The organism is Mesorhizobium bavaricum (assembly GCF_056781655.1).
Window position 1 is genome coordinate 2,010,001 of record NZ_CM165566.1, and the last position, 23,446, is coordinate 2,033,446.

A 23,446-nucleotide genomic window follows, 5' to 3' on the forward strand; every position below is an offset into this window, starting at 1 on the left:
TAACTTACCCTGAATACATAGGGGTAAAGTGGCGAACGCGGGGAACTGAAACATCTAAGTACCCGTAGGAAAGGACATCAACCGAGACTCCGGAAGTAGCGGCGAGCGAACCCGGACCAGGCCAGTGGCGATGATGAGACAAGCGGAACCTTCTGGAAAGTAGGGCCATAGTGGGTGACAGCCCCGTACGCGTAATGCAAATCATCGTCCTCGAGTAAGGCGGGACACGTGAAATCCTGTCTGAAATTGGGGGGACCACCCTCCAAGCCTAAGTACTCGTGCATGACCGATAGCGAACTAGTACCGTGAGGGAAAGGTGAAAAGCACCCCGACAAGGGGAGTGAAAGAGTACCTGAAACCGATTGCCTACAAACAGTGGAAGCCCAAGGTTCGTCCTGGGTGACCACGTACCTTTTGTATAATGGGTCAGCGACTTAGTGTGACGAGCAAGCTTAAACCGCTAGGTGTAGGCGCAGCGAAAGCGAGTCTGAACAGGGCGTTCAGTTCGTCGCATTAGACCCGAAACCGAGTGATCTAGCCATGAGCAGGTTGAAGGTAAGGTAACACTTACTGGAGGACCGAACCCATAACTGTTGCAATAGTTCGGGATGACTTGTGGCTAGGGGTGAAAGGCCAATCAAACTCGGAAATAGCTGGTTCTCCGCGAAATCTATTTAGGTAGAGCGTCGACCGAATACCCCAGGGGGTAGAGCACTGGATGGGCTAGGGGTCCTCACCGGATTACCAAACCTAACCAAACTCCGAATACCTGGGAGTACTAGTCGGCAGACACACGGCGGGTGCTAACGTCCGTCGTGAAAAGGGAAACAACCCTGACCTACAGCTAAGGTCCCCAAGTTATGGCTAAGTGGGAAAGGATGTGAGGATCCCAAAACAACCAGGATGTTGGCTTAGAAGCAGCCATCATTTAAAGAAAGCGTAACAGCTCACTGGTCTAAATAAGGGTCTTTGCGCCGAAAATGTAACGGGGCTAAAGCCATACACCGAAGCTTAGGGTTCGTAGCAATACGAGCGGTAGCGGAGCGTTCTGTAAGCTGATGAAGCCATACCCGTGAGGGGTGGTGGAGGTATCAGAAGTGCGAATGCTGACATGAGTAACGTAAGGGGAGTGAGAGACTCCCCCGCCGAAAGACCAAGGGTTCCTGCTTAAAGCTAATCTGAGCAGGGTTAGCCGGCCCCTAAGACGAGGCGGAAACGCGTAGTCGATGGGAACCACGTTAATATTCGTGGGCTTGGAGGTAGTGACGGATCATTGAGGTAGTCCAATCTTATCGGATTGAACGGGCTGCTGCGTGGTTCCAGGAAATAGCTCCTCCTTATAAACCGTACCCGAAACCGACACTGGTGGTCTGGTAGAGTATACCAAGGCGCTTGAGAGAACTATGCTGAAGGAACTCGGCAAATTGCACGCGTAACTTCGGAAGAAGCGTGACCCTTTTCTACGCAAGTAGAGGAGGGTGGCACAGACCAGGGGGTAGCGACTGTTTATCAAAAACACAGGGCTCTGCGAAGTCGCAAGACGACGTATAGGGTCTGACGCCTGCCCGGTGCTGGAAGGTTAAGAGGAGGGGTGCAAGCTCTGAATCGAAGCCCCAGTAAACGGCGGCCGTAACTATAACGGTCCTAAGGTAGCGAAATTCCTTGTCGGGTAAGTTCCGACCTGCACGAATGGCGTAACGACTTCCCCGCTGTCTCCAGCATAGACTCAGTGAAATTGAATTCCCCGTGAAGATGCGGGGTTCCTGCGGTTAGACGGAAAGACCCCGTGCACCTTTACTATAGCTTTACATTGGCATTCGTAGTGGCATGTGTAGGATAGGTGGTAGGCTTTGAAACCTGGGCGCCAGCTCAGGTGGAGCCACCCTTGAAATACCACCCTTATTACTATGGATGTCTAACCGCGGCCCGTTATCCGGGTCCGGGACAATGTATGGTGGGTAGTTTGACTGGGGCGGTCGCCTCCTAAAGAGTAACGGAGGCGCGCGATGGTGGGCTCAGAACGGTCGGAAATCGTTCGCTGAGTGCAATGGCATAAGCCTGCCTGACTGCGAGACTGACAAGTCGAGCAGAGACGAAAGTCGGTCATAGTGATCCGGTGGTCCCGCGTGGAAGGGCCATCGCTCAACGAATAAAAGGTACGCCGGGGATAACAGGCTGATGACCCCCAAGAGTCCATATCGACGGGGTTGTTTGGCACCTCGATGTCGACTCATCGCATCCTGGGGCTGGAGCAGGTCCCAAGGGTATGGCTGTTCGCCATTTAAAGCGGTACGTGAGTTGGGTTCAGAACGTCGTGAGACAGTTCGGTCCCTATCTGCCGTGGGTGTAGGAATATTGAAAGGATCTGTCCCTAGTACGAGAGGACCGGGATGGACGGATCTCTGGTGGACCTGTTGTGGCGCCAGCCGCATAGCAGGGTAGCTATATCCGGACGGGATAACCGCTGAAGGCATCTAAGCGGGAAACCCACCTTAAAACGAGTATTCCCTGAGAACCGTGGAAGACGACCACGTTGATAGGCCGGGTGTGGAAGAGCGGCAACGCTTGAAGCTTACCGGTACTAATAGTTCGATCGGCTTGATCGTTCTCATTCCTTATGCCCATCTCGGCGCAATCCGAAGGATTGCCGCCAGAAGATGTGAAAGCACAACAAAGACCAGCGAACAGCTCCGAGAAAGCATGATAGGGTAACCCCTATTGGCTACTCGCGCAGAGCTCTTCGCTCAAAAAGCTTCTCGAACAACGTGCGTTTTGCCGACCTGGTGGTTATGGCGGAGCGGCTGCACCCGATCCCATTCCGAACTCGGCCGTGAAACGCTCCAGCGCTGATGGTACTTCGTCTCAAGACGCGGGAGAGTAGGTCGCTGCCAGGTCTGCTAAACGCACGTTGATCTCACATCCAGTATCGAAAACGATACCGGATGGAGAGGAAATCTTCTCCTTACGAACAGGCCCGCCAACGGGAACACGGGCCGCGAAAGCGGCCCTTTCATTTGGTGAGACTTCTACCTATCTGTAGGCCATCCTATTGTAGGCTTGGGCTTACATCCAAAGGTGACGCGGGGTGGAGCAGCCCGGTAGCTCGTCAGGCTCATAACCTGAAGGTCACAGGTTCAAATCCTGTCCCCGCAACCAAATCTGAAAACAGCCCGGCCAAGCCCGGGCTGTTTTTGTATCCGGGCCACCCTCGCCACCGATTCGATGGCCTCAAAGGCTGGCGGTTCATTAAGCGTAAGTCGTTACTAACGATCCTGCGCGACGGATAGACTCACGCCATTTGCGAGGCCGCGCGATCGCTTTTTCTCGGCAGCCGCGAGCAATTCGACGAAGGCGCGCACTTTGGCGGGCCGGAACCGGGCCGGCGGAAAGACGGCATGGATGCCGCCGGTGGGCAAGCTCCAGTCGGCAAACACCGGCACCAGCCGTCCCTCGGCGATATCGCCGCTGACGCTGTAATCGGGAAATACGCCCAGTCCGATGCCGGCGAGCACGCAGGCGTGGGCAGCCGGGCTCTTGTCGCACATGATGATCGGATTGAGTTCGGTCAGCACTGTTTCACCCTCCCTGGTAAACAGCCATTGGCCAATGCCGCGCAGCTGGGCGTTGCCGACCCAGGCCAGCGATCTTGCCTGGCGCGGGCTGACGTCGGGCAGCAGGCTTGCCGCGAAGGCGGGGCTCGCCACCACGATCTGCCGTATCGTACCCAGGCGGCGCGCCTGGTTGGACGAATCGGCGAGCCAGCCGACACGGATGCCGAGATCGATCTGCTCGTCCACCAGATTGCTCACCGCGTCGTCGAAGATCGCCTCGACGCGCATATGCGGATAGGCCTTCAGATAGGCGGCCATGACCGGGGCCACGATCTTGGTGCCATAGTCGAGCGGCGCGGTCAGCCGCAGCGTTCCGCTCGGCTCCACCGCTCCGTGCGAGATTTCGCCATAGGCCGCCTCCGCTTCCCGCAGGATGATCATCGCGCGGTCATAGAAGAGGCGGCCCTCTTCGGTCGGTGTGACACGCCGCGTCGTGCGCTGCAGCAGCGTTGCGCCGAGTTCCTCCTCGAGCTTGCCGATCTGGTGGCTGACCACAGCCTTGGCGACACCAAGCCGGTCAGCCGCCGCGGTGAACGAGCCGGTTTCCATCACGGTGGTGAAGTAAGCGAGCCGATTGAGGTTCAGAAGTTCGGCCAAGGCGACAGCCTTTGTCTGATTGGATCAGACAGTTTGTATTATTGGGCGCTGTTTATCGCAAGTCCACCGTCTGTCATGGATGCGCCAACACATTCGACCGGTCGGCGGCCGGTCTTTCCGCACCAGGATGGCAGCGATCATGAGCAATTCAGAAGTGACCTATCTTTTCGATCCGCTCTGCGGCTGGTGCTATGGCGCGACCCCGATGCTGGACAGGTTGTCGGGCAGCGGTCTGCGTGTCGAGCTGTTGCCGACCGGCCTGTTCTCGGATGCCGGCGCGCGTCCGATGGATGAAGGTTTTGCCGCCCACGCCTGGGCGAACGACCAACGCATCGAGCGGCTCACCGGACAGAAGTTCACGCAGGCCTATCAGCACAATGTCCTCAATGTCCGCGGCACCTTGCTGGACTCCCATGCCGCCGCTCTCGGCATCAGTGCTGCCGGCCTGGAAGATCCCAGCCGCAGGCTGACCGCGCTGAAGGCGATCCAGCGGGCGCGCTATGTTGACGGCCGTGACGTGGTGACCATCGACGGCGTTGCCGACGTGCTCGCCGCCGCCGGCATGGCTGATGCCGGCACCATGCTGAAGGCGCCGACGGAAGGGCTGATGACGGCCCATCGCGAGCTGGTCGGCCGCGGCCGTGCGCTGTTCCAGAGCCTGCATGCCGATGGCGTGCCTTCGCTGGCGGTCGTCCGCAACGATACGCTCCGGCTTATCGGTTCGAACGCGCTGTTCGGCAGTTTCGACAATCTCGTCGCCCACATCGCCGCGGCGTGATCCCATCCATCAACAACCTCCAACCAGGAAATGGAAAAAGACATGGCAAAAGTCGCTCTCATCGGCGCATCAGGCGCCGCCGGCTCGCGCATCCTCAGGGAACTCTCCGATCGTGGCCACACGGTCACCGGTATCGCCCGCAATCTGGAGAAGATCGCTGCGCTGCCGGGTGTGACGGCCAGGAAGGGCGATGTCTTCGACAAGGACGGTCTCGCCGACCTGGTCCGCGGCCATGATGTGGTGATCAGCGCAGTGCATTTTCTGGACAGCGATGCCGACACGCTGATCGCCGCGGTGCGCGCCTCAGGCGTGAAGCGCTATCTCGTCGTCGGTGGCGCCGGCAGTCTTGAAGTCGCACCCGGCAAGCGGCTGGTCGACACGCCGGAATTCCCGGCGGTCTACAAGGCCGAAGCGCAAAAGGGTGCCGACTTCCTGGACAGGTTGAAGACGGTCGGCGATCTCGACTGGACCTTCCTGTCGCCATCTGCGGTGTTCAGCCCCGGCGAGCGCACCGGCACATTCCGCCTCGGCAAGGACACGCTTCTCGCCTCGGACAAGGGCAGCAGCATTTCCTTCGAGGACTACGCCATCGTCATGGTCGACGAGATCGAGAAGCCGGCGCATGTCAGGCAGCGCTTCACCGTCGGCTATTGATCGAACGTGTCGGACGGCCGAGGCTCAACCGAGCCCGGCCGATGCCAGGCGCATCAAGGCTTCACGGACGCCGACACGTCGATACGACTCACTGACGAGACCGTCCTTTCTCAGCGCTTCGCGGCGGCGTTCGACGAAGGTGCGTTCGTCGCTGGTCAGGTCGTGCTCTCGCTCGCGCAGCCATTCCTGGTAGGACGAATCAACCTCCTTGACCGGTTTGGCCGCTGTCGAAACCGAAGCCGGCCGGCTGTCGGTGTAGCGAGGTCGCAAGGCGCTGTTGGGATTGAATTCGGTTCGTCGGTCATTGCCAGCGATGATGAGATCCGGGGCCTCCACACGGCCGGACGGGCTATAGACGAATGCCGAAGCGATGCGGTCGAGCGCCGCGTCGACTTCCTTCGGCCGATGCATGACCTCGCGCGGCTGGCGATCGGGAACGGCAAGCCTTGTGATGCCGCGATCGTTGATGGCATCGAGAACCTCGCGGTGATCGCGCGAGGTGATGACCTCCCGCCGGGCCGGCCAGAAATCATAGGGAGCGTGGGCGCCGTAGCCCTTGCCGATGTGGAAGGCATAGATTTCCGGGTAGACCGCCAGTTCAGTGCGGCGGCTCGGCTTGACGTCATAGAACGAGGTGATCGCGATCTGCAGCAGATGGGTCGCGCCGATACCGCCAAGCGCGTCGTCGATCACCAGGCCGAACCGGTCATGCGAGTTCCAGTTCGGCAAAGCCTCGGCGATCGAAGCCGGCCTGCCGTCGATCTCGACATCGAACATCTCAGCTTTCAGCAATGTCACGACATGCATTGTTGTCTCCCCTCAATCAGGCGCCGCCGGCCGATTCGTGCACTCGATCAGAGCAAGGAAGGGCCTGACTGTCATCCTTGCCCGGCTTCTCTCCCAACAGCGGCGGCGTCGCTGATGCCCATCAACTGGGGTGAGGCGCGTTCGGCCTCGTCTGCTTCCTGGCCGCTGGTCCTGTTTGTCAGAGCGATGTGGCAGCAGCCGGAGCCGTGGCCCGGTGTCCAGGTGACGTTGTCGAAACGCACGCCGGTCGCTTCGAACAGGGCGCGGTCGAAGGCGCCGGCAATGCGGCAGAGCGTGGCCAGCTTTTCGCCGCCGACACCGGCTTCGACCCAAGCGTCCTTCAGCGGACAGCGCTTCACCTTGAAGGCGATACGGTCATCACTGCGTTCGACTTCGGTCGGATACATGCGGCCGCTGTCCGGACTGACTGCCAGGAAGGCCTCGCCGATCGCGCGTGCGTCATTGGCGCCGAAGTTGGCGAAGGCGACTGCTGCCACTTCCTTGCCGCGCTGCTCGATGGCACGGATCATGATCGCCTCCCGCCCGGTCGGCGCCCAACGCTCCGGTCAGTTCGTCGAGGAACAGACGGTAGAGATCGGCACGGTTGCGAAAGGCGGAATCGAGTTCGCGCGACAGTTTTTCTGCTCTGGCTTCGGGGTCGGTCATTGATGCGCCCTGGCTTGTTGCTTGACCATGATCTTGTCCGAAAAACCGGGTTCCACGTTCGCTAACGCGGCCCTTCGGTTCGGGATCATGGTCTGTTCCGGTTCAATCTCGGTGTTGCCGCTACCAGTGCCTTGCCCATGGCCGATTGAGGCGCGTCGACGACGGCGCGGGCATCACCGCTTTCGGCAACCTGGCCGGCATCGAGAAGGACGACACGGTGTGCAATCGCCCGGACCACGCCGAGATCATGTGAAATGAAGAGATAGGCGATCCCTTCCTGGCGTTGCAGGTCAAGCAACAGTTCAAGGATCTGCCCGCGCACCGAGACATCGAGCGCCGACACCGCCTCGTCGAGCACAATCAGCGACGGTTTTGTCGCGATGGCGCGAGCGATGGCGACGCGCTGGCGCTGGCCGCCGGAGATTTCATGAATGGCGCGCGGGGCGAGATCGGCCGTCAGCCCGACGCGCTCCAGCAAGGCGGCGATCCGGCGCGGGCGCTCGGGGCGGGAGGCGATGCCATGGATGCGCAAGGGGTCGTCGAGCACACGCGCCACCGTAGCGCGCGGATTGAAGGCGGCAAGCGGGTCCTGGAACACCATCTGCAGGCGTGCGCGGCGCGTACGCAGGGCGGCACCACTCAAAGCCAGGAAATCATTGCCTTCGAATTCGATGTGCCCAGCGTCCGGCTCGATCAGCCGTAGCACCAGCCGCGCGATCGTCGACTTGCCGCTGCCGGAGGGACCGGCCAGCGCCAACGTCTCGCCGGGGTCGATGTGAAAGGAGACATCGTCGACGGCGGCGATGGTCTTGCCGCCGCGACGGTAGCGTTTGGTGAGGTTGGAAACGGTGAGCAAGCTCATGCGTTGAGCCTGGGTCGGCTGAGCAGCGGCGCGGCGTCGAGGCCGATATGGGCGTCGAGCAGCGCGCGCGTATAGGCCTGGGCTGGCGCGCCGACAATCTGGGCCGTCTTGCCAAGCTCGACCAACTTGCCGTGCCGGAACACGGCGATGCGCTCGGCAAGCGCGGCCGCCAGCGCGATGTCGTGGCTGATGAACAGCAGCGCCATACCGTCCTCGGCCACCAACCGACGGATCAAGGCGACGATATCGGCCTGCACGATGGTGTCGAGCGCGCTGGTGGCCTCGTCGGCGATCAGCAATTTCGGACCGGCCGCAATCGCGGCGGCGATCGCCACGCGCTGCTTCTGGCCGCCGGAGAGTTGATGCGGGAAAGCCCGCAGTGCCGAGTCTGGGTCTGGCAGGCGAACGCGTTCGAGCAGGGTTTTCGCCTTCGCATACGCCTGCGGCCAAGTGAGGCCGAGATGGGTGTATGCCACTTCGGCGATCTGTTTGCCGACCGCCATCACCGGATCGAGGCTGGCGGACGGATCCTGGAAGACGAAGCCGATGTCACGGCCGCCTAGTGGCTTGTAGTCTCCAGCAATGGTGGATGGTTGGCGATCCCTCGCGCGCAACGAGGGCAAAAACCAATCGATGCGGCCTTCAACCCTGGACGATGCCGGCAACAGCCCGGCAGTCGCCAATGCCAGCGTGCTCTTGCCAGAACCGCTTTCGCCGATGATAGCCAGGCGTTCGCCGGCGACGATGTCTAGGCTGACATGTTTCAGCGCCGCCACCTCACTGCCATTGCGGCGGTAGGTCACCGTCAGGTCGCGGATCGAAGCCAGGGCGGTCACGACAGGCCTCTTCTTACGGCTGTCGTTTCGGCGATGCCTTCGCCGGCGAGATAGACACCGAGCACGGTCAGCACCAGTGCAATGCCCGGGACGATCGACAGGAAGGGTGCGGTGCGCAGCACGGCGCGGCCTTCGGCGATCATACCGCCCCAGGTCACCCGGTTCGGGTCTCCGAGGCCGAGGAAGGACAAGGCCGCTTCGGTGAGGATCGCGGCGGCGACGATGACCGATGACATCGCCAGCACCGGCGGCAAGGCGTTGGGTAGCACTTCGCGAAAGGCAATCGCCAGCGGATGCATGCCGATGACCCTGGCCCCGGCAACATAATCGCGTTCGCGGATGGAGAGAACTTCGGCGCGCGCCACACGTGCAGGGCCGGTCCAGGTGCCGAGCGCGATGGCAATGACGACGATGCCAAGCGACGGCCCGACGACGCTGACGAAGGCCAGCGCCAGCAGGAAGCTCGGTACGGTTTGGAAGGCGTCGGTGATGCGCATCAGCACCTCGTCGATGAGGCCGCCTGCAAAGCCGGCGAGCGTGCCGACCACCGCGCCGATGGCGAGCGCCGCCGCCGCTGCCGCCAGTCCGACGGCCAGCGATGTGCGGGCGCCGTGGAAAAGCTCGGCCAGCACGTTGCGGCCGAGCCGGTCGGTGCCGAGCGGCAGCGACCAGTCCTGAAATGGCGGCAGCAGCGCTGGCCCGGCAATGGCTTGCGGGTCGCCGGGAAACAGCAGCGGCGCCGACAGCGCCATGGCAAACAGCGCCGCCAGGAGAATGGCGCCGGCAACTGCCTCGGGGGTGCGCAGGAAACGTCTGACGGGGCTCATGCGCCCGCCTCGCTGGCACCGACGCGCGGATCCAGAAAGGCATAGGCGATGTCGACGAGCAGGTTGATGACGATCACCAGCACGGCGCTGACGAGGATGATGCCGAGCAGCAATGGAGTATCCCGCGCGGCCACCGCCTCCTGCGCCAGCCGGCCGAGACCTGGAACCGAAAAGACGCTCTCGATGACGACGCTGCCGCCGAGCATCTGCGCCGACTGCAGCCCGAGCATGGTGACCAGAGGCAGCAGCGCGTTGCGGGCGACATGGGCGAGCACGATGCGACGGCGCGACAGCCCCTTGGCGCGGGCGGCAAGGACAAAATCCAGCCGCCAGACCTCGGCCATGCCGGCGCGCATCATGCGCAGATAAAGCGCCAGATAGATGAAGCCGAGGGCAGAAACCGGCAGGACGAGGTGGATGGCGATGTCGGCGGCGCGATCGAAGCCGGTCTTGTTGGAGGCCAGGGTCTCGATGCCGCCAATCGGCAACCAGCGCAGGTCGACGGCAAAGAGGACGATCAGCACCAGGCCAAGCCAGAAACCCGGCACGGCATAGAGCGCCAGCGAGCCGATCGACAGGAAGCGGTCGCGGACGCTGCCGGGTCTGGCGCCGGCATAGATGCCGAGAGCCGAGCCCAGTCCGAAGGAGAGCGCGGTGGCGCTGACCATCAACAGCAGCGTGTTGGGCAGCCGCTCGAGGATCACGTCGCGGATCGGCCTGGAGAATGTCACCGACTGGCCGAGATCGAGATGCAGCAGCGCCCAGAGATAGTTGGCCAGCCGCGTCAGCTCCGACTGGTCGAGGCCCCAGCGATGGCGCAACAGCTCGATCATGCCGGCGTCGCCGCCGGTCGAGACGATGTAGGCGTCGACCGCATCGCCGGGTGCTGCTTCGAGCAGCAGGAAGGTGCCGATGACAACGATCAGCAGCACGAAGATGCTGCCGACGAGGCGACGACGGAGGAGGATGACGGCGCGGATCATGTGCGGGCGGCATCGCCGGGAAGGCCACGCTCCCGGCGTGGCGTTCTACGGCGCCCCTCGCTGTCCTGCCGGACATCTCCCCCACGACGGACGAGATTGGCAGCTTCGACACTTCGATCGCTCCCGCGGTGTTGGAGATTGGCGAAAGCCGCGATGACAGCCAATCTCCCCCCTCGTGGGGGAGATGTCCGGCAAGACAGAGGGAGGCGTGAAAGAACGCTCATGGCCGATGATGAGCATTCGCCCAAACGATGCGCAAGCATCCCGTGTGGATCTTGCTAACCCGCCAAATAAGTGTCCGCCCAGTTCGATACCGCCCAGCGCGGATTGTTGGCGATGTTGCCGACAGTGTCGCGGGCGACGCTGATGAAGCTCCATTCGGCGACGTTGATCAGCGGCAGGTCGGCGGCCACCTGTTTCTGGAATTCCTTGTAGAGGTCGGTGCGGGCAGCGGTGTCGAGTGTCTCGGAGGCTTTGGCGATCAGCGCGTCGAGCGCGTCGTTCTTGTAGCCGCCCTGGTTGGAGAACGGTACGCCGTCGGGAATGCCGCTCTGCACCAGGATGGTGGTGGAGATCGCCGGGTCGCCGCGGAACACCGGCGGGCCGACGGCGAGGTCGAAGGCGTGATCGGTGTAGACCGCCTTGATGTGCGCGGCCGAGTCGTTGTTGACCAGTTGGGCGTCGATGCCGATGGCGGCGAGCGCCTGGCGCAGATAGTCGCCGAACTGCTTGGTCTCGTTGAAATAGGGCGCCGGCAACAGCTTCAGCGAGAAGCGGTTGCCGTCGGCGCCTCGTCTGTAGCCGGCCTCGTCGAGCAGTGCATTGGCCTTGGCGACGTCGAAGGCATAGGTCGGCACGTCGGCGGTGTAGAACTGCGGATCATTCTTCGGCACCGGACCGGTGGCGGTCGCGGCATAGCCGAGGAACACCGTCTTGACGACGAAATCCTTGTCGATGGCATGCGCGATCGCTTGGCGCACCTTGAGGTCCGCAAGCTCCTTGCGGCGATGGTTGATCTCGACGACGAGTTGATATGTCAGCCCTTCATAGCCCTTGGAGATCACTTTCAGGCCCGGCACCTTGGAAATGCGGTCGAGGTCGGCCAGCGGCACGGCGGAGAAGGCGGCGAGCTGGATCTCCTCGGCTTCGAGCGCGCTCGCGGCCGATGTGCGGTCCGGCAGCACCTGGTAGATGATCTCGTCGAGATAGGGCTGGTCCTTGCCCCAGTAATCCGTGTTCTTCGTCAGCCGGTAATATTGGCCGGCCTTGTACTCGCCGAACTTGAACGGCCCGGTGCCGATGGGCGCGTTGTTGGCCGGATTGTCCTCGATCTTGCCCACCTCGTAGATGTGCTTCGGCACCACGCTGCTTAGCGCCGGTAGCGCGTTGCGGATCAGCTGGAATGGGGTCGGCTTGGCGAATTTGAACACGGCAGTGAGATCGTCGGGGGTGTCGACGGCGGCGAGATCCTTGAACACGGTGCGGCCGAGATTCTGCAACGGCTTCCAGATCTGCAGCGCCGAGAAGGCGACATCGGCCGAGGTGAACGGCTTGCCATCATGCCATTTGGCGCCGTCGCGCAGTTTGAACGTCACGGAGAGCCCGTCGGCAGCGCCTTCCCAGCTCAAAGCCAATCGTGGCGCAAGCCCGTCCTTGCCGTCGAAGGAGGCTTCGGCCAGCGTTTCGACGATCTTGCTGGAGATGAAGAAGACGCCATTGGAGGCGACAATCGCCGGGTTGAGGTTGCGCGGCTCGGAATCGGCAGCCAGCACCAGGCGCCCGCCCTTCTTCGGTGTCTGCGCCCAGCCGAATGTCGGCATGGCAGTGGAAGCGAGCAGCATTGCCGAGCCGGCAAGCATCGTGCGTCTGGAAATCGTGAAACCTGACATGATCGAACTCCGTCCTCTCCGCGGCCCGGCCGGGTGCGCCAGTACCCTCGAACGCTGGCGAGCCGCCAACATCCTCGCAGACGATTATGAGCTTTGCAGAGGGTTTCGCCAGAGACGGAATTGGCGCATCCTTGCTTGGCTTTGAAATTTTCGTCCGCTGGACCAGTTTGGAGGAAGCGGTTCAGTTTGATCGATCTGGTAGGACCAGATTGATGAGTATGTGGCGGATGACGACTTGGTGACTGTCGAGTGGTGCTATTTCGCCTGTTTCTGGCTAGACCAGAGTGGGCAAAATGGTGCAGATTTGATCGCCGCCAACGGATCAGAGCCTGGCCCGACAGCGATCAGGCAGACCGGCCAGGCAATTCAGGGAGAGAGAGATGAACATTGCTCCGGGCAAGAATGCCGTCAGCAATATCCCGTTCGACCAGGCAAGGGTCGACCGGCTGATGGAGGAGGCCGGCATCGATGTGCTGCTCGCGACCTCCAAGCACAACACGCAGTATTTGCTGGGCGGCTACAAATTCATCTTCTTCGCCGCCATGGATGCGATCGGCCACAGCCGCTATCTGCCTGTGGTCATCTATGAGAAGGGCGGACCGGACCACGCCGCCTATATCTGCAACCGGATGGAAGGCGGCGAGCATCAGAACAACCCGTTCTGGACACCGACGCTGCACGCCGCCTGCTGGGGCACGCTCGACGCGGCCAACCTCGCGGTCGAACATCTGCAGACAATCGGCAAGGCCGGCGCCCGCATCGGCATCGAGCCCGGCTTCCTGCCGTCGGACGCCTACACGCTGATCCGCAAGGCGCTGCCGGATGCCAAGCTCATCGATGCGACTGCCATGCTGGAGAGCATGCGCGCCATCAAGACCGATGCCGAACTGGAGAAGCTGCGCACCGCCTCCGAACTGATCACCGATTCCATGCTGGCAACCATTGCCTGGGCAGGCGAAGGAACGACCAAGACCGAGATGATCGAGCAGCTTCGGCGCGAGGAAACCAATCGAGGCGCGCATTTCGAATATTGCCTGCTGACGCTGGGCTCCAGCCACAACCGCGCCGCCTCACTGCAAGCGTGGAAGAAGGGCGAGGTGCTGTCGATCGATTCCGGTGGCAATTATCATGGCTATATTGGCGACCTGTGCCGGATGGGCATTCTTGGCGAGCCGGATGCCGAACTCGAAGACCTGCTGGCCGAGGTCGAGACGGTGCAGCAGGCGGCGTTTTCCAAGGTCAAGGCAGGCACGCTGGGCGGCGACATGATTTCCCACGCCGAGGGTGTACTGAAGGCCTCGAAGGTGGCGGCCTATACGGATTTCTTCGCCCACGGCATGGGCCTGATCACGCATGAGGCGCCGTTCCTGATGACCAACCATCCGGTCACCTATGAAGGCACTTATGCGGCCAAGCCGCTGGAAAAGAACATGGTGCTGTCGGTGGAGACGACCATGCTTCACCCGACACGGGGGTTTATCAAACTGGAGGACACTCTGGCGGTCACCGACGCGGGTTATGTGATGTTCGGCGATCGGGGCAGGGGGTGGAACCGGGGTGGGGCGTCATAAGTGATGGCAGGCGCTGCCCCGGAAATGCTATTTGTCGCCCGGCGGCAGCAGCCTGAAATCCGGCAGTTCGCGCAGCACCAGTTCCGGCCCGGCCGGCGAATAGACGACGAAAAGCTGCATTGGCCCATCACCGGTGTTGAGCGTCGAATGAAAACGGCTTTCCGGCACATAGATGGTGCAGCCGGGGCCGACCTTCTCGACCACTGGATTGCCCTTCTCGTCCTCGACCATCTGCTCGCCGTTGCCCGAGATGACGAAGATGATTTCCTCGGCACCGGGATGATTGTGGCGCGTATGGCCCTTGCCTGAGGGCAGGTCGACGACGCCGCCGGAAAAGCGCGTCGCACCGTTCACTTCGGGCGCCACGGTCAGCGCCAGCCTGCCCCAGTCGAAACCGAAGGCGCTGACGTCCTTCGGGTAGACAAACACCTTGCTCTTGTCGGTCATCTTTCATCCCTTCTTTTTCTTCGGCGTGGTCTTCTCGCCACCAAGTGTCACTGCCTTGAAATCCGCCGTCTGCCGGGCGATCGCCGCCTCGGCCGGCAGTCGCTCCATCGAGCTGGCGCCATAGAAACCGTGCAGACCCTTGCAGCGGTCAAGGATATAGCGGGCGTCGTCCGGCATCGAGATCGGCCCGCCATGGCAAAGCAGGATGACATCCTTGCGCACCGAACGCGCCGCATCGGCGATGGCGTCGATCTCCAGCACGCAGTCGTCGAGCGACTTGGCCGAGGTGGCGCCGATCGAGCCGCCGGTCGTCACCCCCATATGGGCGACGACGATGTCGGCGCCGGCTTTTGTCATGGCGCGGGCCTCATCGGTGTTGAACACATAGGGCGTGGTCAAAAGGTCGAGCTTGTGCGCCTCGGCGATCATGTCGACCTCGAGCCCGAAGCCCATGCCGGTCTCCTCGAAACTGCGCCGCATGTTGCCGTCGAACAGTCCGATGGTGGGAAAGTTCTGCACGCCGGAAAAACCCATCGTCTTCAGCTCGGCCAGAAGCAGCGGCATGATGACGAACGGGTCGGTGCCGTTGACGCCGGCCAGCACCGGCGTCTTCTTGACCACAGGCAGCACCTCGTAGGCCATCTCCTTGACGATCTCGTTGGCATTGCCATAGGCGAGCAGTCCGGCGGCCGAGCCACGCCCGGCCATGCGATAGCGGCCGGAATTGTAGATGATGATGAGGTCGATGCCGCCGGCTTCCTCGGCCTTGGCCGACAGGCCAGTGCCGGCGCCGCCGCCGACGATCGGCACGCCCTTGTCGATCATTCCCCTGAATTTCTTCAGTATCTCCTTGCGCGGTATGGCGGGCATGTTCTTGGACCTCACTGTCTGGCGATGTCGAGAAAAGCCGCAACCGCGGCCTTGGCGAATTCGGTGTCGTTGATGTGGAGCGGCAGGCGCGTCACGCGGCGCGTGTCATTCGGCTTGATTGTGCGCTCGATGGCTTCGAACAGAACGGCATCGGCCTCCGGGTCAAAAAAGGCACCACCTTCAATGTCGAGCGCCGAGACACCTTTTTCCGGGATGAGGACATGCACCGGTCCCTCGCAGAGAGCGAGCCTGGCGCCGATCCATTCGCCGATCGCACGGCATTCCTGCGCCGTGGTGCGCATCAGCGTGACGTTCGGATTGTGTTCGTAGAACAGCCGGCCGCGATAATGTTCCGGGATGGTCGAAGGCGCCCAGAAGTTGACCATGTCGAGGGCGCCGACCGAGCCGACATAGGGCAGCCTGGTGCGGGCGAATGCGCCGAAACGGTCCTCCGTCGCCGGCAGCACGCCGCCGAACAAGAGGTCGCAGACTTCCGTCGTGGTGATGTCGATGACGCCGGACAGCAGGCCGCTGTCGGCCAGCTTTTCCATGCTGCGGCCGCCGGTGCCGGTGGCGTGGAAGACCATGCAGTCATAGATCGAACGGAGCTGGTCGGCGATGGCGGTCACGCAAGGCGTGGTGACGCCGAACATGGTGAGGCCGATTGACGGCTTGCCGTCGGGCGGCGGTGCCGGCCTGGCTGCCATGCCTGATATCGCCTGGGCGGCATTGTGCAAGACGACACGGGACAGACGGTTGAGCCCGGCCATGTCGGTCACCGATGGCATCATGACGATGTCGGAGACATCGACATAGGGTGCTGTGTCACCGGAGGCGAGCGTCGAGACCATGATCTTGGGCAAGCCCAGCGGCAGCGCACGCATGGCCGATGTGATGATCGAAGTGCCACCGCCGCCACCAATGCCGATCATGGCGGCGATGTCGTTTCGCGATTGCGCAAAGCGGGTGAAGGCGACGCCCATGGCGGCGACCGCGGCGCCGCGGTCGTTGCCACCGAGCGCGGCGTCACGGCCGCCGGGGTGATGGCCGGCAATTTCCTCCGCGGTGATGTCCACGGCGATGGTTGCGTCGCGCGTTCCAACATCGACGCGGCAAACGGCGGCGCCCGCAGTGGCGATGGCATCGGCCAGGAAGGCGAGTTCCTCGCCCTTGGTGTCAGCGGTGCCCACCACATAGATGCGCTTCATTGCGTTCCCCAATCCAGGTGGGCGCAATGCTGCGCTCCACCGCTCATTGCCCGGCCGCTCGACGATGCGAAGGTCATTGCAAATTTTTGAGACGCGCGTATCGTATTGACATGAATGTCTCACGTCAACAATCCACGGCGAGCGACGACGCCGAGCGGGGAGGCGGCCCGGCGCTGGAGCGTGGGCCGCGCGCGCGCACGAAACGGCTGATGCTGGAGACAGCGACAAGGCTGATGCAGGCGGGCGTCACGCCGTCGGTCAGTGAGGTCGCTGAGGCGGCACAGGTTTCCCGTGCCACCGCCTATCGTTATTTCCCGAGCCAGGCCGCGCTGGTGCAGGCTGTCGTCGACGAGGGGCTCGGACCAATCCTCACCTGGCAGTCGACCTCCGTCGATGCAGAGCGCCGGGTCGTCGAATTGATCGGCACCGCCATGCCGCGCATCGAGGCCTTCGAGGCAACGTTCAAGGCGGCACTGAAACTGTCGCTCGATCAGTGGGCGCGGCGTCAGGCCGGCACGCTGGGCGGCGAGCCGGCCTTCACGCGCGGCCACCGCATCGACTTGCTGCAGGCGGCGATCGCGCCGCTCAAGGGCCGCTTGCGGCCGCGCGACCTCAAGCGGCTGGCCCAGGCGTTGTCGCTGATCTTTGGCGTCGAGGTGCTGATCGTGCTCAAGGATATATGGGGGCTGGACAGCCGCAGGACGATGTCGGTCGCGCAGTGGGCGGCCGGGGCGCTGGTGCGCGCGGCAGTCGCGGAATCGATCGGTGAAGGAGACAGCATAAGTCCGGCGGCGGTGGTGAAATAGCGCTCATCTGGTTCGACCAGATTTGCATGCCGACTACCGATATTAACCGCAGTGCGGGGTGCTGGACAACACCTGCACGTATCACTGAGTAGGAAAATCTTGGTAAAACAGGCAGATAAAGCCGAAATCCGATAGCAATGGCCAAGTCGAGCTGCCAAGATAGGGCTTGACGTACAGCCAGGATTGGTAATACCAGATTGGATCAGAAAAGCGGATCGAAAGTGAGGGCTGCGATCCATTTTCCGGCAGGGCGAGGAGGCCCGAAACCGGAAAAGTGCGATCACGGGAGGAACTACCAGGGCCGGCCCCGTTGCCGGCTCGCATGACAAGGTAGAATGCGCACAAGGGAGGAAATCATTATGCGCAAGTTTGTGACCAGCGTGCTTGCTGGTATCGGCTTAACGCTTGCCTGCGGAACGTCCGTCTACGCGCAGGAAAAGTCACTCACCATCTTCTGGGCGGAATGGGATCCGGCCAACTATCTGCAGGAACTCGGCAACGAGTACGAGAAGGAAACCGGCGTCAAGATCACTGTGGAGACCACGCCCTGGCCCGACTTCCAGACCAAGGCCTTCACCGAGTTCAATGCCCATGGCGATGCCTACGATATGGTCGTCGGCGACTCGCAATGGCTCGGTGCCGGTTCGACCGGTGGCCACTATGTCGACCTGACTGACTTCTTCAACAAGCACAAGGTCGGCGACGTGATGGCACCGGCGACGGTGAAGTACTACGCCGAATATCCGGGCGGCAGCAGCAAGTACTGGGCCATCCCGCTTGAAGGCGACGCCGTCGGCTGGTCCTATCGCAAGGACTGGTTCGAGGATCCAAAGGAAAAGGAAGCCTTCAAGGCCAAGTACGGTTACGATCTCGACGTGCCGAAGGATTTCAAGGCGCTGCGCGACATCGCCGAATTCTTCTACCGTCCGGACCAGAAAAAATACGGCATCGCCATCTACACAGACAATTCCTATGACGCGATGGCGATGGGCTTCGAGAACGCGCTGTTCTCCTACGGTGGCGAACTGGGTGATTATTCGACCTACAAGGTCGATGGCTTCATCAACTCCGACAAGGCGGTCGCGGCTCTCGACGCCTACAAGGAGCTGTACAAGTTCACGCCTCCAGGCTGGGCCAAGGCGTTCTTCGTCGAAGACAACCAGGCGATCACCGAGAACCTGGCCGCGATGAGCATGAACTACTTTGCGTTCTTCCCGTCGCTGATCAACGAAGCGTCGAACCCGAACGCCAAGAACACCGGCTTCTTCGCCAATCCTCCCGGCCCGAACGGAGACCAGTTCGCAGCGCTCGGTGGGCAAGGCATCTCGATCGTGTCCTACTCGCAGAAGCAGGACGAGTCGATCAAGTTCCTTGAATGGTTCATCAAGGACGAGACCCAGAAGAAGTGGGCAGCGCTTGGCGGCTACACCTGCAGTGCCGCCGTGCTCAAGTCGCCTGAATTCCAGAACGCAACGCCGTACAACAAGGCCTTCTACGAGACCATGTTCAAGGTGAAGGATTTCTGGGCGGTGCCGGAATATGCCGAACTGCTGCAGCAGCTCAACCAGCGCGTCTACCCCTACATGATCGGCGGCGAAGGCACCGCAAAGGAAACGCTTGACGCATTGGCGGCTGACTGGAACGCGACCTTCAAGAAGTACGGGCGCGGTCAGTAAAATTCATGCTTCACGGAGGGGGCGTTGGCGCCTCCTCCGTTTCTTTTTCTGCAAACGGGAGCAGGGTCTTGGCGACCACGATGATCACCACACTGGACAGGTCTTCAAGAGCGGCCGCGCGCGGCCTCAGCGACATTTCGATCCGCAACCTCTTCATCATCCCGACGGTCCTTTTCCTGATCGTCTTCAACATCTTTCCGCTGATCTATTCGCTCGGCTATTCCTTCACCGACTTTCGCGCGTCGACCAACGCGCCGGCGAATTTCGTCGGACTGCAGAACTATCGCGACCTGCTCAACGACCCCTATGTCTGGTCCAACTTCGCCATCACCGCGAAATACGTTATCATCTCGGTCGCCGGCCAGTTGCTGGTCGGCTTCGGCGTGGCGATGCTGCTCAACCGTGACATCCCGCTGAAGGGGTTGCTGACGACGCTGCTGCTTTTGCCGATGATGCTGTCGATGGCGGTCGTCGGCCTGTTCTGGAAGCTGCTCTACGATCCGTCTTTCGGCATCATCAACTATGCGCTCGGCCTCGGCACCTTCGAATGGCTGTCGGATCCGAAGATGGCGCTCTATGCCGTCGCGCTGACCGACATCTGGATGTGGTCGCCCTTCGTCATGCTGTTGTCGCTGGCCGGCCTCTCGGCGGTGCCGAAGCATCTCTATGAGGCGGCGGCGATCGACCGGGCCGGGCCGTTCTACACCTTCTTCCGCATCACGCTGCCGCTGGTCGCGCCGATCCTCATGATCGCGGTCATTTTCCGCACCATGGAGGCGTTCAAGACCTTCGACCTCGCCTACATCCTGACCAGCCAGCCGACGGCCGAACTGATCTCGATCCGGCTCTACAAGATGGCGTTCCAGGAATGGCAAACCGGGCGCTCCTGCGCACTCGCCTACATCGTCCTGATCATGGTGCTGGCGATCACCAACATCTACGTCAAATACCTCAACAAGGTGAAGGAGCGCTGAGATGGCTGCCGTGCGCACTTCTTCCGAAATCGGCTTCAACCGTGTCGCCATCGTCGCCGTCCTGTTGGTGACGATCATCTTCCTGGCGCCGATCTACTGGATTGCCTCGACGGCGTTCAAGCCGCGCAATCTCGCCACCACCATCCCGCCGACGATCGTCTTCCAGCCGGAAATATCGCCCTTCGTCAAGCTGTTCGCCAAGCGCTCGCAGATGCGCAACCCAGCGTCGCCGGAGGAGTATGCAGCCGCTCCGTGGTGGGAGCGCGTCGTCTTCGACGGCGGCGAAAAGATCGTGCGTGACGGCAAGGGCCAGGTGCAATGGTCGGGATATCCGAGCCGCTTCCTGAACTCGCTGATCGTGGCCATAACCTCGACAGTACTGGCGGTCGGCATGGGCACCTTCACCGCTTACGGCTTTTCGCGTTTCAAGGTGAAGGGAGAGGCGGATCTGCTGTTCTTCATCCTGTCGACGCGCATGCTGCCGCCGGTGGTCGTCGCCATCCCGATGTTCCTGATGTACCGGGCGGTCGGGCTCAACGATTCCCATGTCGGCCTAATCATCCTCTACACCGCCTTCAACCTGTCCTTCTCGGTGTGGCTGATGAAGGGTTTCATGGACGAGATCCCGAAAGAGTATGAAGAGGCAGCCCTCGTCGACGGCTACACGCGCATGGAGGCCTTCTTCAAGATCGTGCTGCCCGAGGCCGCAACCGGCATCGCCGCCACCGCCGTGTTCTGCTTCATCACGGCGTGGAACGAATATGCCTTCGCGCTGATCATGACCAGCCGCCGTGCCCAGACGGCACCGCCCTTCATCCCGAGCCAGGTCGGCTCCGGCCTGCCGGACTGGTCGGTGATCGCCGCGGGGACCTTCCTGTTCCTGCTGCCGGTCGCGATCTTCACCTTCCTGCTCCGCAATCATCTGCTGCGTGGCATGTCCTTCGGAGCGATCCGCAAATGAGCTTTCGCGCCATCAATCAGAAATATCTGGAGCCGGGCAGCCAGGTGCTGATGGTGCTCGGCATCGTCGCGCTCTGCCAGCCCTGGAACATGCTGCTGCACACATATGGCCTGACCATCATCCTGATCGGGCTGATCGGCTTCAACATCACCTCGAAGATCGCGCCAGAGGAGAAGACCGGCACCGGCCAGGTGCGAAATCCGGGAGCACAGCATTGACCCAGATCGAGCTTCGCGGCGTCCAGAAATTCTTCGGCGCCGTCCAGGTCATCAAGGACCTGAACCTGAAGATCAACGACAACGAGTTCATCGTTCTGCTCGGTCAGTCGGGTTGCGGCAAGACGACGACCTTGCGTGCCGTCGCCGGGCTGGAAACCATCGACGAGGGCGACATCCTCATCGACGGCAAACCCATCCAGCATTTGAAGGCCGCCGACCGCGACATCGCCATGGTCTTCCAGTCGTTCTCGCTCTATCCGCATATGAGCGTCTACGAGAACATCGCCTTTCCCCTGCGCGCCACGCGCAAGAGCAAGAGCGAGATCGACGGCGAGGTGCGCTCGGTCGCCAAGACGCTGCAGATATCAGACCTGCTCGACAAGAAACCGTCGGCACTTTCGGGCGGCGACATGCAGCGCGTGGCCATCGGCCGGGCGCTGGTGCGACGGCCGAAGGCGATGCTGATGGACGAGCCGATCGGCGCGCTCGACGCCAAGCTGCGCGAGGAGATGCGGGCAGAGATCAAGCGGCTGCACATCAAGCAGGGTTCGACCACCATCTATGTCACGCACGATCAGATCGAGGCGATGAGCCTCGCCGACCGCATCGTCATCATGCATGAAGGCGTGCTTCAGCAGGTGGGAACGCCGGACGAGGTCTATTCGCACCCGGCCAATCTGTTCGTGGCGCAATTCGTCGGCAGTCCGGTGATGAATGTCGCCGACGCGGCGGTCACCGAGACGGCGTCCGCGGTCTCGGTGACGGTCGGCGGGGCTGCCGCCGGTTTTGAATTCCCACGGGCGCTGCTGTCTAAGCTCAACGGCCATGCAGGTGGGCAGCTGGTGCTCGGCATCCGGCCGGAAGGCGTCCTCATCCGCCGCGATGCGGCGGATGGGTTCCTGCCGGTCGAGACGCAGATCGTCGAGCCACTCGGTTCCTTCGACATCGTCGACCTCAAGGTCGGCTCGAAAATGCTGCGCGCACGCACCAAGAGCGGCTTCGTCGCCGGTCCCGGCGAGAAGGTGTTTGCCAGGATCGATCCGGCCCAGGCGCATTTCTTCGACACGGCAAGCGGCAAGTCGCTGGGGGTGAGACTCTGATGGCCCATATCCAGCTGAAAAACATCTCGAAGACATTCGGCAATCATACTGCGTTGACCGGGCTCGATCTTGACATCGCCGATGGCGAGTTCTTCGTGCTGCTCGGCGAGACGGGCGCCGGCAAGACGACGACGCTGCGGCTGATTGCCGGTCTGGAGAAACCCAGCGAAGGCCAGGTTTTCATCGACGGAGTCGACGTTGCCGACTGGGGTGCGGCCGAGCGCGACGTGGCGCTGGTGCTGCAGCAATACTCGCTCTATCCGCGCTACACCGTGCGGGAGAATCTCGAATTCCCGCTGAAGCCGAAGATCCGCCGGCTGCCTGACGCCGAGATCAAGGACCGCGTGGACCGCGCCGCCCGCACGCTCAGGATTGAGCATCTGCTTGATCGCAAGACTGACAAGCTGTCAGGTGGCGAGATGCAGCGCGTTTCGATCGGCCGCGCCATTGTGCGCAAGCCGCGCGTGTTCCTGATGGACGAACCGCTGTCGGCACTCGATGCGAAATTGCGCGAGGCGCTACGCACCGAACTCAAGAACCTGCAGATGCAGCTTGGCGCCACCTTCCTGTTCGTCACCCACGACCAGATCGAGGCGATGTCGATGGGCGACAAGGTTGGCGTGCTCAACCACGGCCGCATCGTCCAGACCGGCACGCCGTACGAGATCTACAACAATCCGCGCGACACCTATGTGGCAAGCTTCGTCGGCTCGCCGCCGATGAACCTCATCGATGGCAAACTGGTGAATGGCCGCGCTGTGATGGCGCCGCTGAACTTCGAATTGCCTTTTTCAGGGGGAGCCAAGGCTTTTGGGGTGCTAAAGGCGGGCGCGGCGACCGATGGTCGCCCGCTCGTCTTCGGCATTCGTCCCGAGGACGTCTATCTGGAGAGCGGCGCGCCGGTCGAGGCGCGTGTCCACGATGTCGAGAACCATGGCGTCGAAAAGATCCTGACGCTGCGCGTCGGCGACGCCATGTTGCGCGCTACCGTGCCTGCGAGGACCGATGTCGCCATCGAGCAGCCGGTGCGCTTTGCCTGGAATCCCGACAAGGTGGTGCTGTTCGACAAGGGCAGCGGCGTCAATTTGCGCCACGCGTCATAGGC

The 23,446-nt window shown here is 61.9% G+C and carries 22 protein-coding genes, 1 tRNA gene and 2 rRNA genes (1 of these 25 cut by a window edge); 14 read left to right on the plus strand and 11 right to left on the minus strand.

What is annotated here, in order from left to right:
* From AC1RZR_RS09780 to AC1RZR_RS09790, 3 genes are all read left to right on the plus strand, one after another.
* Nucleotides 1-2,606: ribosomal RNA gene (locus tag AC1RZR_RS09780) — 23S ribosomal RNA — on the plus strand (it extends 200 nt beyond the left edge of the window).
* Between the two features lie 173 nt (nt 2,607-2,779).
* A 5S ribosomal RNA gene (gene rrf / locus AC1RZR_RS09785) occupies nt 2,780-2,894 on the plus strand.
* A gap of 185 nt (nt 2,895-3,079) precedes the next feature.
* Nucleotides 3,080-3,156 (plus strand) — tRNA-Met (locus AC1RZR_RS09790).
* A 107-nt stretch (nt 3,157-3,263) separates the two neighbouring features.
* Here AC1RZR_RS09790 and AC1RZR_RS09795 read toward each other — a convergent pair.
* Entirely contained in the window at nt 3,264-4,208 is a 945-nt protein-coding gene (locus tag AC1RZR_RS09795; RefSeq protein ID WP_481828375.1) for a LysR family transcriptional regulator, read from the minus strand.
* A gap of 139 nt (nt 4,209-4,347) precedes the next feature.
* Between AC1RZR_RS09795 and AC1RZR_RS09800 the strand changes: the two genes are divergently transcribed.
* Nucleotides 4,348-4,986 carry a DsbA family protein gene (locus AC1RZR_RS09800; RefSeq protein WP_481828376.1) on the plus strand — a complete coding sequence of 213 codons (639 nt, stop codon included), beginning with the start codon at nt 4,348-4,350 and terminating at the stop codon, nt 4,984-4,986.
* A 42-nt stretch (nt 4,987-5,028) separates the two neighbouring features.
* A complete protein-coding gene (locus AC1RZR_RS09805; RefSeq protein ID WP_481828377.1) occupies nt 5,029-5,640 on the plus strand; it encodes an NAD(P)-dependent oxidoreductase in 612 nt (203 codons plus the stop codon).
* A 24-nt stretch (nt 5,641-5,664) separates the two neighbouring features.
* On the opposite strand, the gene AC1RZR_RS09810 is transcribed toward AC1RZR_RS09805, so the two are convergent.
* Together AC1RZR_RS09810 and AC1RZR_RS09815 are read right to left on the minus strand one after the other, a co-directional pair.
* The gene (locus AC1RZR_RS09810) at nt 5,665-6,447 is read right to left on the minus strand and encodes a hypothetical protein (protein WP_481828378.1); all 783 of its coding nucleotides are present in this window, start codon (nt 6,445-6,447) and stop codon (nt 5,665-5,667) included.
* Between the two features lie 71 nt (nt 6,448-6,518).
* A complete protein-coding gene (locus tag AC1RZR_RS09815; RefSeq protein WP_481828379.1) occupies nt 6,519-6,977 on the minus strand; it encodes an L-2-amino-thiazoline-4-carboxylic acid hydrolase in 459 nt (152 codons plus the stop codon).
* Here AC1RZR_RS09815 and AC1RZR_RS09820 point away from each other — a divergent pair.
* Nucleotides 6,976-7,116 carry a hypothetical protein gene (locus AC1RZR_RS09820; RefSeq protein ID WP_481828380.1) on the plus strand — a complete coding sequence of 47 codons (141 nt, stop codon included), beginning with the start codon at nt 6,976-6,978 and terminating at the stop codon, nt 7,114-7,116. The genes AC1RZR_RS09815 and AC1RZR_RS09820 overlap by 2 nt on opposite strands.
* 82 nt (nt 7,117-7,198) lie before the next feature.
* On the opposite strand, the gene AC1RZR_RS09825 is transcribed toward AC1RZR_RS09820, so the two are convergent.
* From AC1RZR_RS09825 to AC1RZR_RS09845, 5 genes are all read right to left on the minus strand, one after another.
* Nucleotides 7,199-7,975 (minus strand): ATP-binding cassette domain-containing protein, encoded by a 777-nt coding sequence (locus AC1RZR_RS09825; protein ID WP_481828381.1) that lies wholly within the window; start codon nt 7,973-7,975, stop codon nt 7,199-7,201.
* Entirely contained in the window at nt 7,972-8,811 is an 840-nt protein-coding gene (locus AC1RZR_RS09830) for an ABC transporter ATP-binding protein (RefSeq protein ID WP_481828382.1), read from the minus strand. Before AC1RZR_RS09830 ends, AC1RZR_RS09825 begins: the two co-directional genes overlap by 4 nt.
* On the minus strand, nt 8,808-9,638 hold the full coding sequence (locus tag AC1RZR_RS09835; protein WP_481828383.1) for an ABC transporter permease: 831 nt from the start codon (nt 9,636-9,638) through the stop codon (nt 8,808-8,810). Before AC1RZR_RS09835 ends, AC1RZR_RS09830 begins: the two co-directional genes overlap by 4 nt.
* Nucleotides 9,635-10,621, minus strand: a complete 987-nt coding sequence (locus AC1RZR_RS09840; RefSeq protein ID WP_481828384.1) for an ABC transporter permease — start codon at nt 10,619-10,621, stop codon at nt 9,635-9,637. Before AC1RZR_RS09840 ends, AC1RZR_RS09835 begins: the two co-directional genes overlap by 4 nt.
* A 278-nt stretch (nt 10,622-10,899) precedes the next feature.
* Nucleotides 10,900-12,510: an ABC transporter substrate-binding protein gene (locus tag AC1RZR_RS09845; protein WP_481828385.1), complete on the minus strand. Its 1,611-nt coding sequence runs from the start codon at nt 12,508-12,510 to the stop codon at nt 10,900-10,902.
* Between the two features lie 380 nt (nt 12,511-12,890).
* Here AC1RZR_RS09845 and AC1RZR_RS09850 point away from each other — a divergent pair, with 380 nt between their 5' ends.
* Nucleotides 12,891-14,081 (plus strand): M24 family metallopeptidase, encoded by a 1,191-nt coding sequence (locus tag AC1RZR_RS09850; protein ID WP_481828386.1) that lies wholly within the window; start codon nt 12,891-12,893, stop codon nt 14,079-14,081.
* Between the two features lie 27 nt (nt 14,082-14,108).
* Here the strand turns inward: AC1RZR_RS09850 and AC1RZR_RS09855 are convergent, their stop codons facing one another.
* The 3 genes from AC1RZR_RS09855 to AC1RZR_RS09865 are packed head-to-tail and all read right to left on the minus strand — an operon-like array spanning nt 14,109 to nt 16,606.
* Nucleotides 14,109-14,528: a cupin domain-containing protein gene (locus AC1RZR_RS09855; RefSeq protein ID WP_481828387.1), complete on the minus strand. Its 420-nt coding sequence runs from the start codon at nt 14,526-14,528 to the stop codon at nt 14,109-14,111.
* A 3-nt stretch (nt 14,529-14,531) separates the two neighbouring features.
* Nucleotides 14,532-15,398, minus strand: coding sequence for a phosphoenolpyruvate hydrolase family protein (locus AC1RZR_RS09860; RefSeq protein ID WP_477278106.1), 867 nt, complete (start codon nt 15,396-15,398; stop codon nt 14,532-14,534).
* 11 nt (nt 15,399-15,409) lie between these two features.
* Nucleotides 15,410-16,606, minus strand: a complete 1,197-nt coding sequence (locus AC1RZR_RS09865; RefSeq protein ID WP_481828388.1) for a Tm-1-like ATP-binding domain-containing protein — start codon at nt 16,604-16,606, stop codon at nt 15,410-15,412.
* A 110-nt stretch (nt 16,607-16,716) separates the two neighbouring features.
* Here AC1RZR_RS09865 and AC1RZR_RS09870 point away from each other — a divergent pair, with 110 nt between their 5' ends.
* From AC1RZR_RS09870 to AC1RZR_RS09900, 7 genes are all read left to right on the plus strand, one after another.
* On the plus strand, nt 16,717-17,412 hold the full coding sequence (locus AC1RZR_RS09870; RefSeq protein ID WP_481829049.1) for a TetR/AcrR family transcriptional regulator: 696 nt from the start codon (nt 16,717-16,719) through the stop codon (nt 17,410-17,412).
* A 359-nt stretch (nt 17,413-17,771) separates the two neighbouring features.
* Nucleotides 17,772-19,088, plus strand: coding sequence for an ABC transporter substrate-binding protein (locus tag AC1RZR_RS09875; RefSeq protein WP_379103168.1), 1,317 nt, complete (start codon nt 17,772-17,774; stop codon nt 19,086-19,088).
* Nucleotides 19,089-19,156: 68 nt separating this feature from the next.
* Nucleotides 19,157-20,062: a carbohydrate ABC transporter permease gene (locus tag AC1RZR_RS09880; protein ID WP_027043351.1), complete on the plus strand. Its 906-nt coding sequence runs from the start codon at nt 19,157-19,159 to the stop codon at nt 20,060-20,062.
* A gap of 1 nt (nt 20,063) precedes the next feature.
* Nucleotides 20,064-21,023, plus strand: a complete 960-nt coding sequence (locus AC1RZR_RS09885) for a carbohydrate ABC transporter permease (protein ID WP_477278101.1) — start codon at nt 20,064-20,066, stop codon at nt 21,021-21,023.
* Complete coding sequence (locus AC1RZR_RS09890; protein ID WP_379103164.1) at nt 21,020-21,241, plus strand: hypothetical protein; 222 nt, start codon at nt 21,020-21,022, stop codon at nt 21,239-21,241. The genes AC1RZR_RS09885 and AC1RZR_RS09890 overlap by 4 nt, the downstream gene beginning before the upstream one ends.
* Nucleotides 21,238-22,341, plus strand: coding sequence for an ABC transporter ATP-binding protein (locus AC1RZR_RS09895; RefSeq protein ID WP_477278099.1), 1,104 nt, complete (start codon nt 21,238-21,240; stop codon nt 22,339-22,341). The genes AC1RZR_RS09890 and AC1RZR_RS09895 overlap by 4 nt, the downstream gene beginning before the upstream one ends.
* A complete protein-coding gene (locus AC1RZR_RS09900; RefSeq protein WP_481828389.1) occupies nt 22,341-23,444 on the plus strand; it encodes an ABC transporter ATP-binding protein in 1,104 nt (367 codons plus the stop codon). The genes AC1RZR_RS09895 and AC1RZR_RS09900 overlap by 1 nt, the downstream gene beginning before the upstream one ends.
* Nucleotides 23,445-23,446 lie beyond the last annotated feature (2 nt).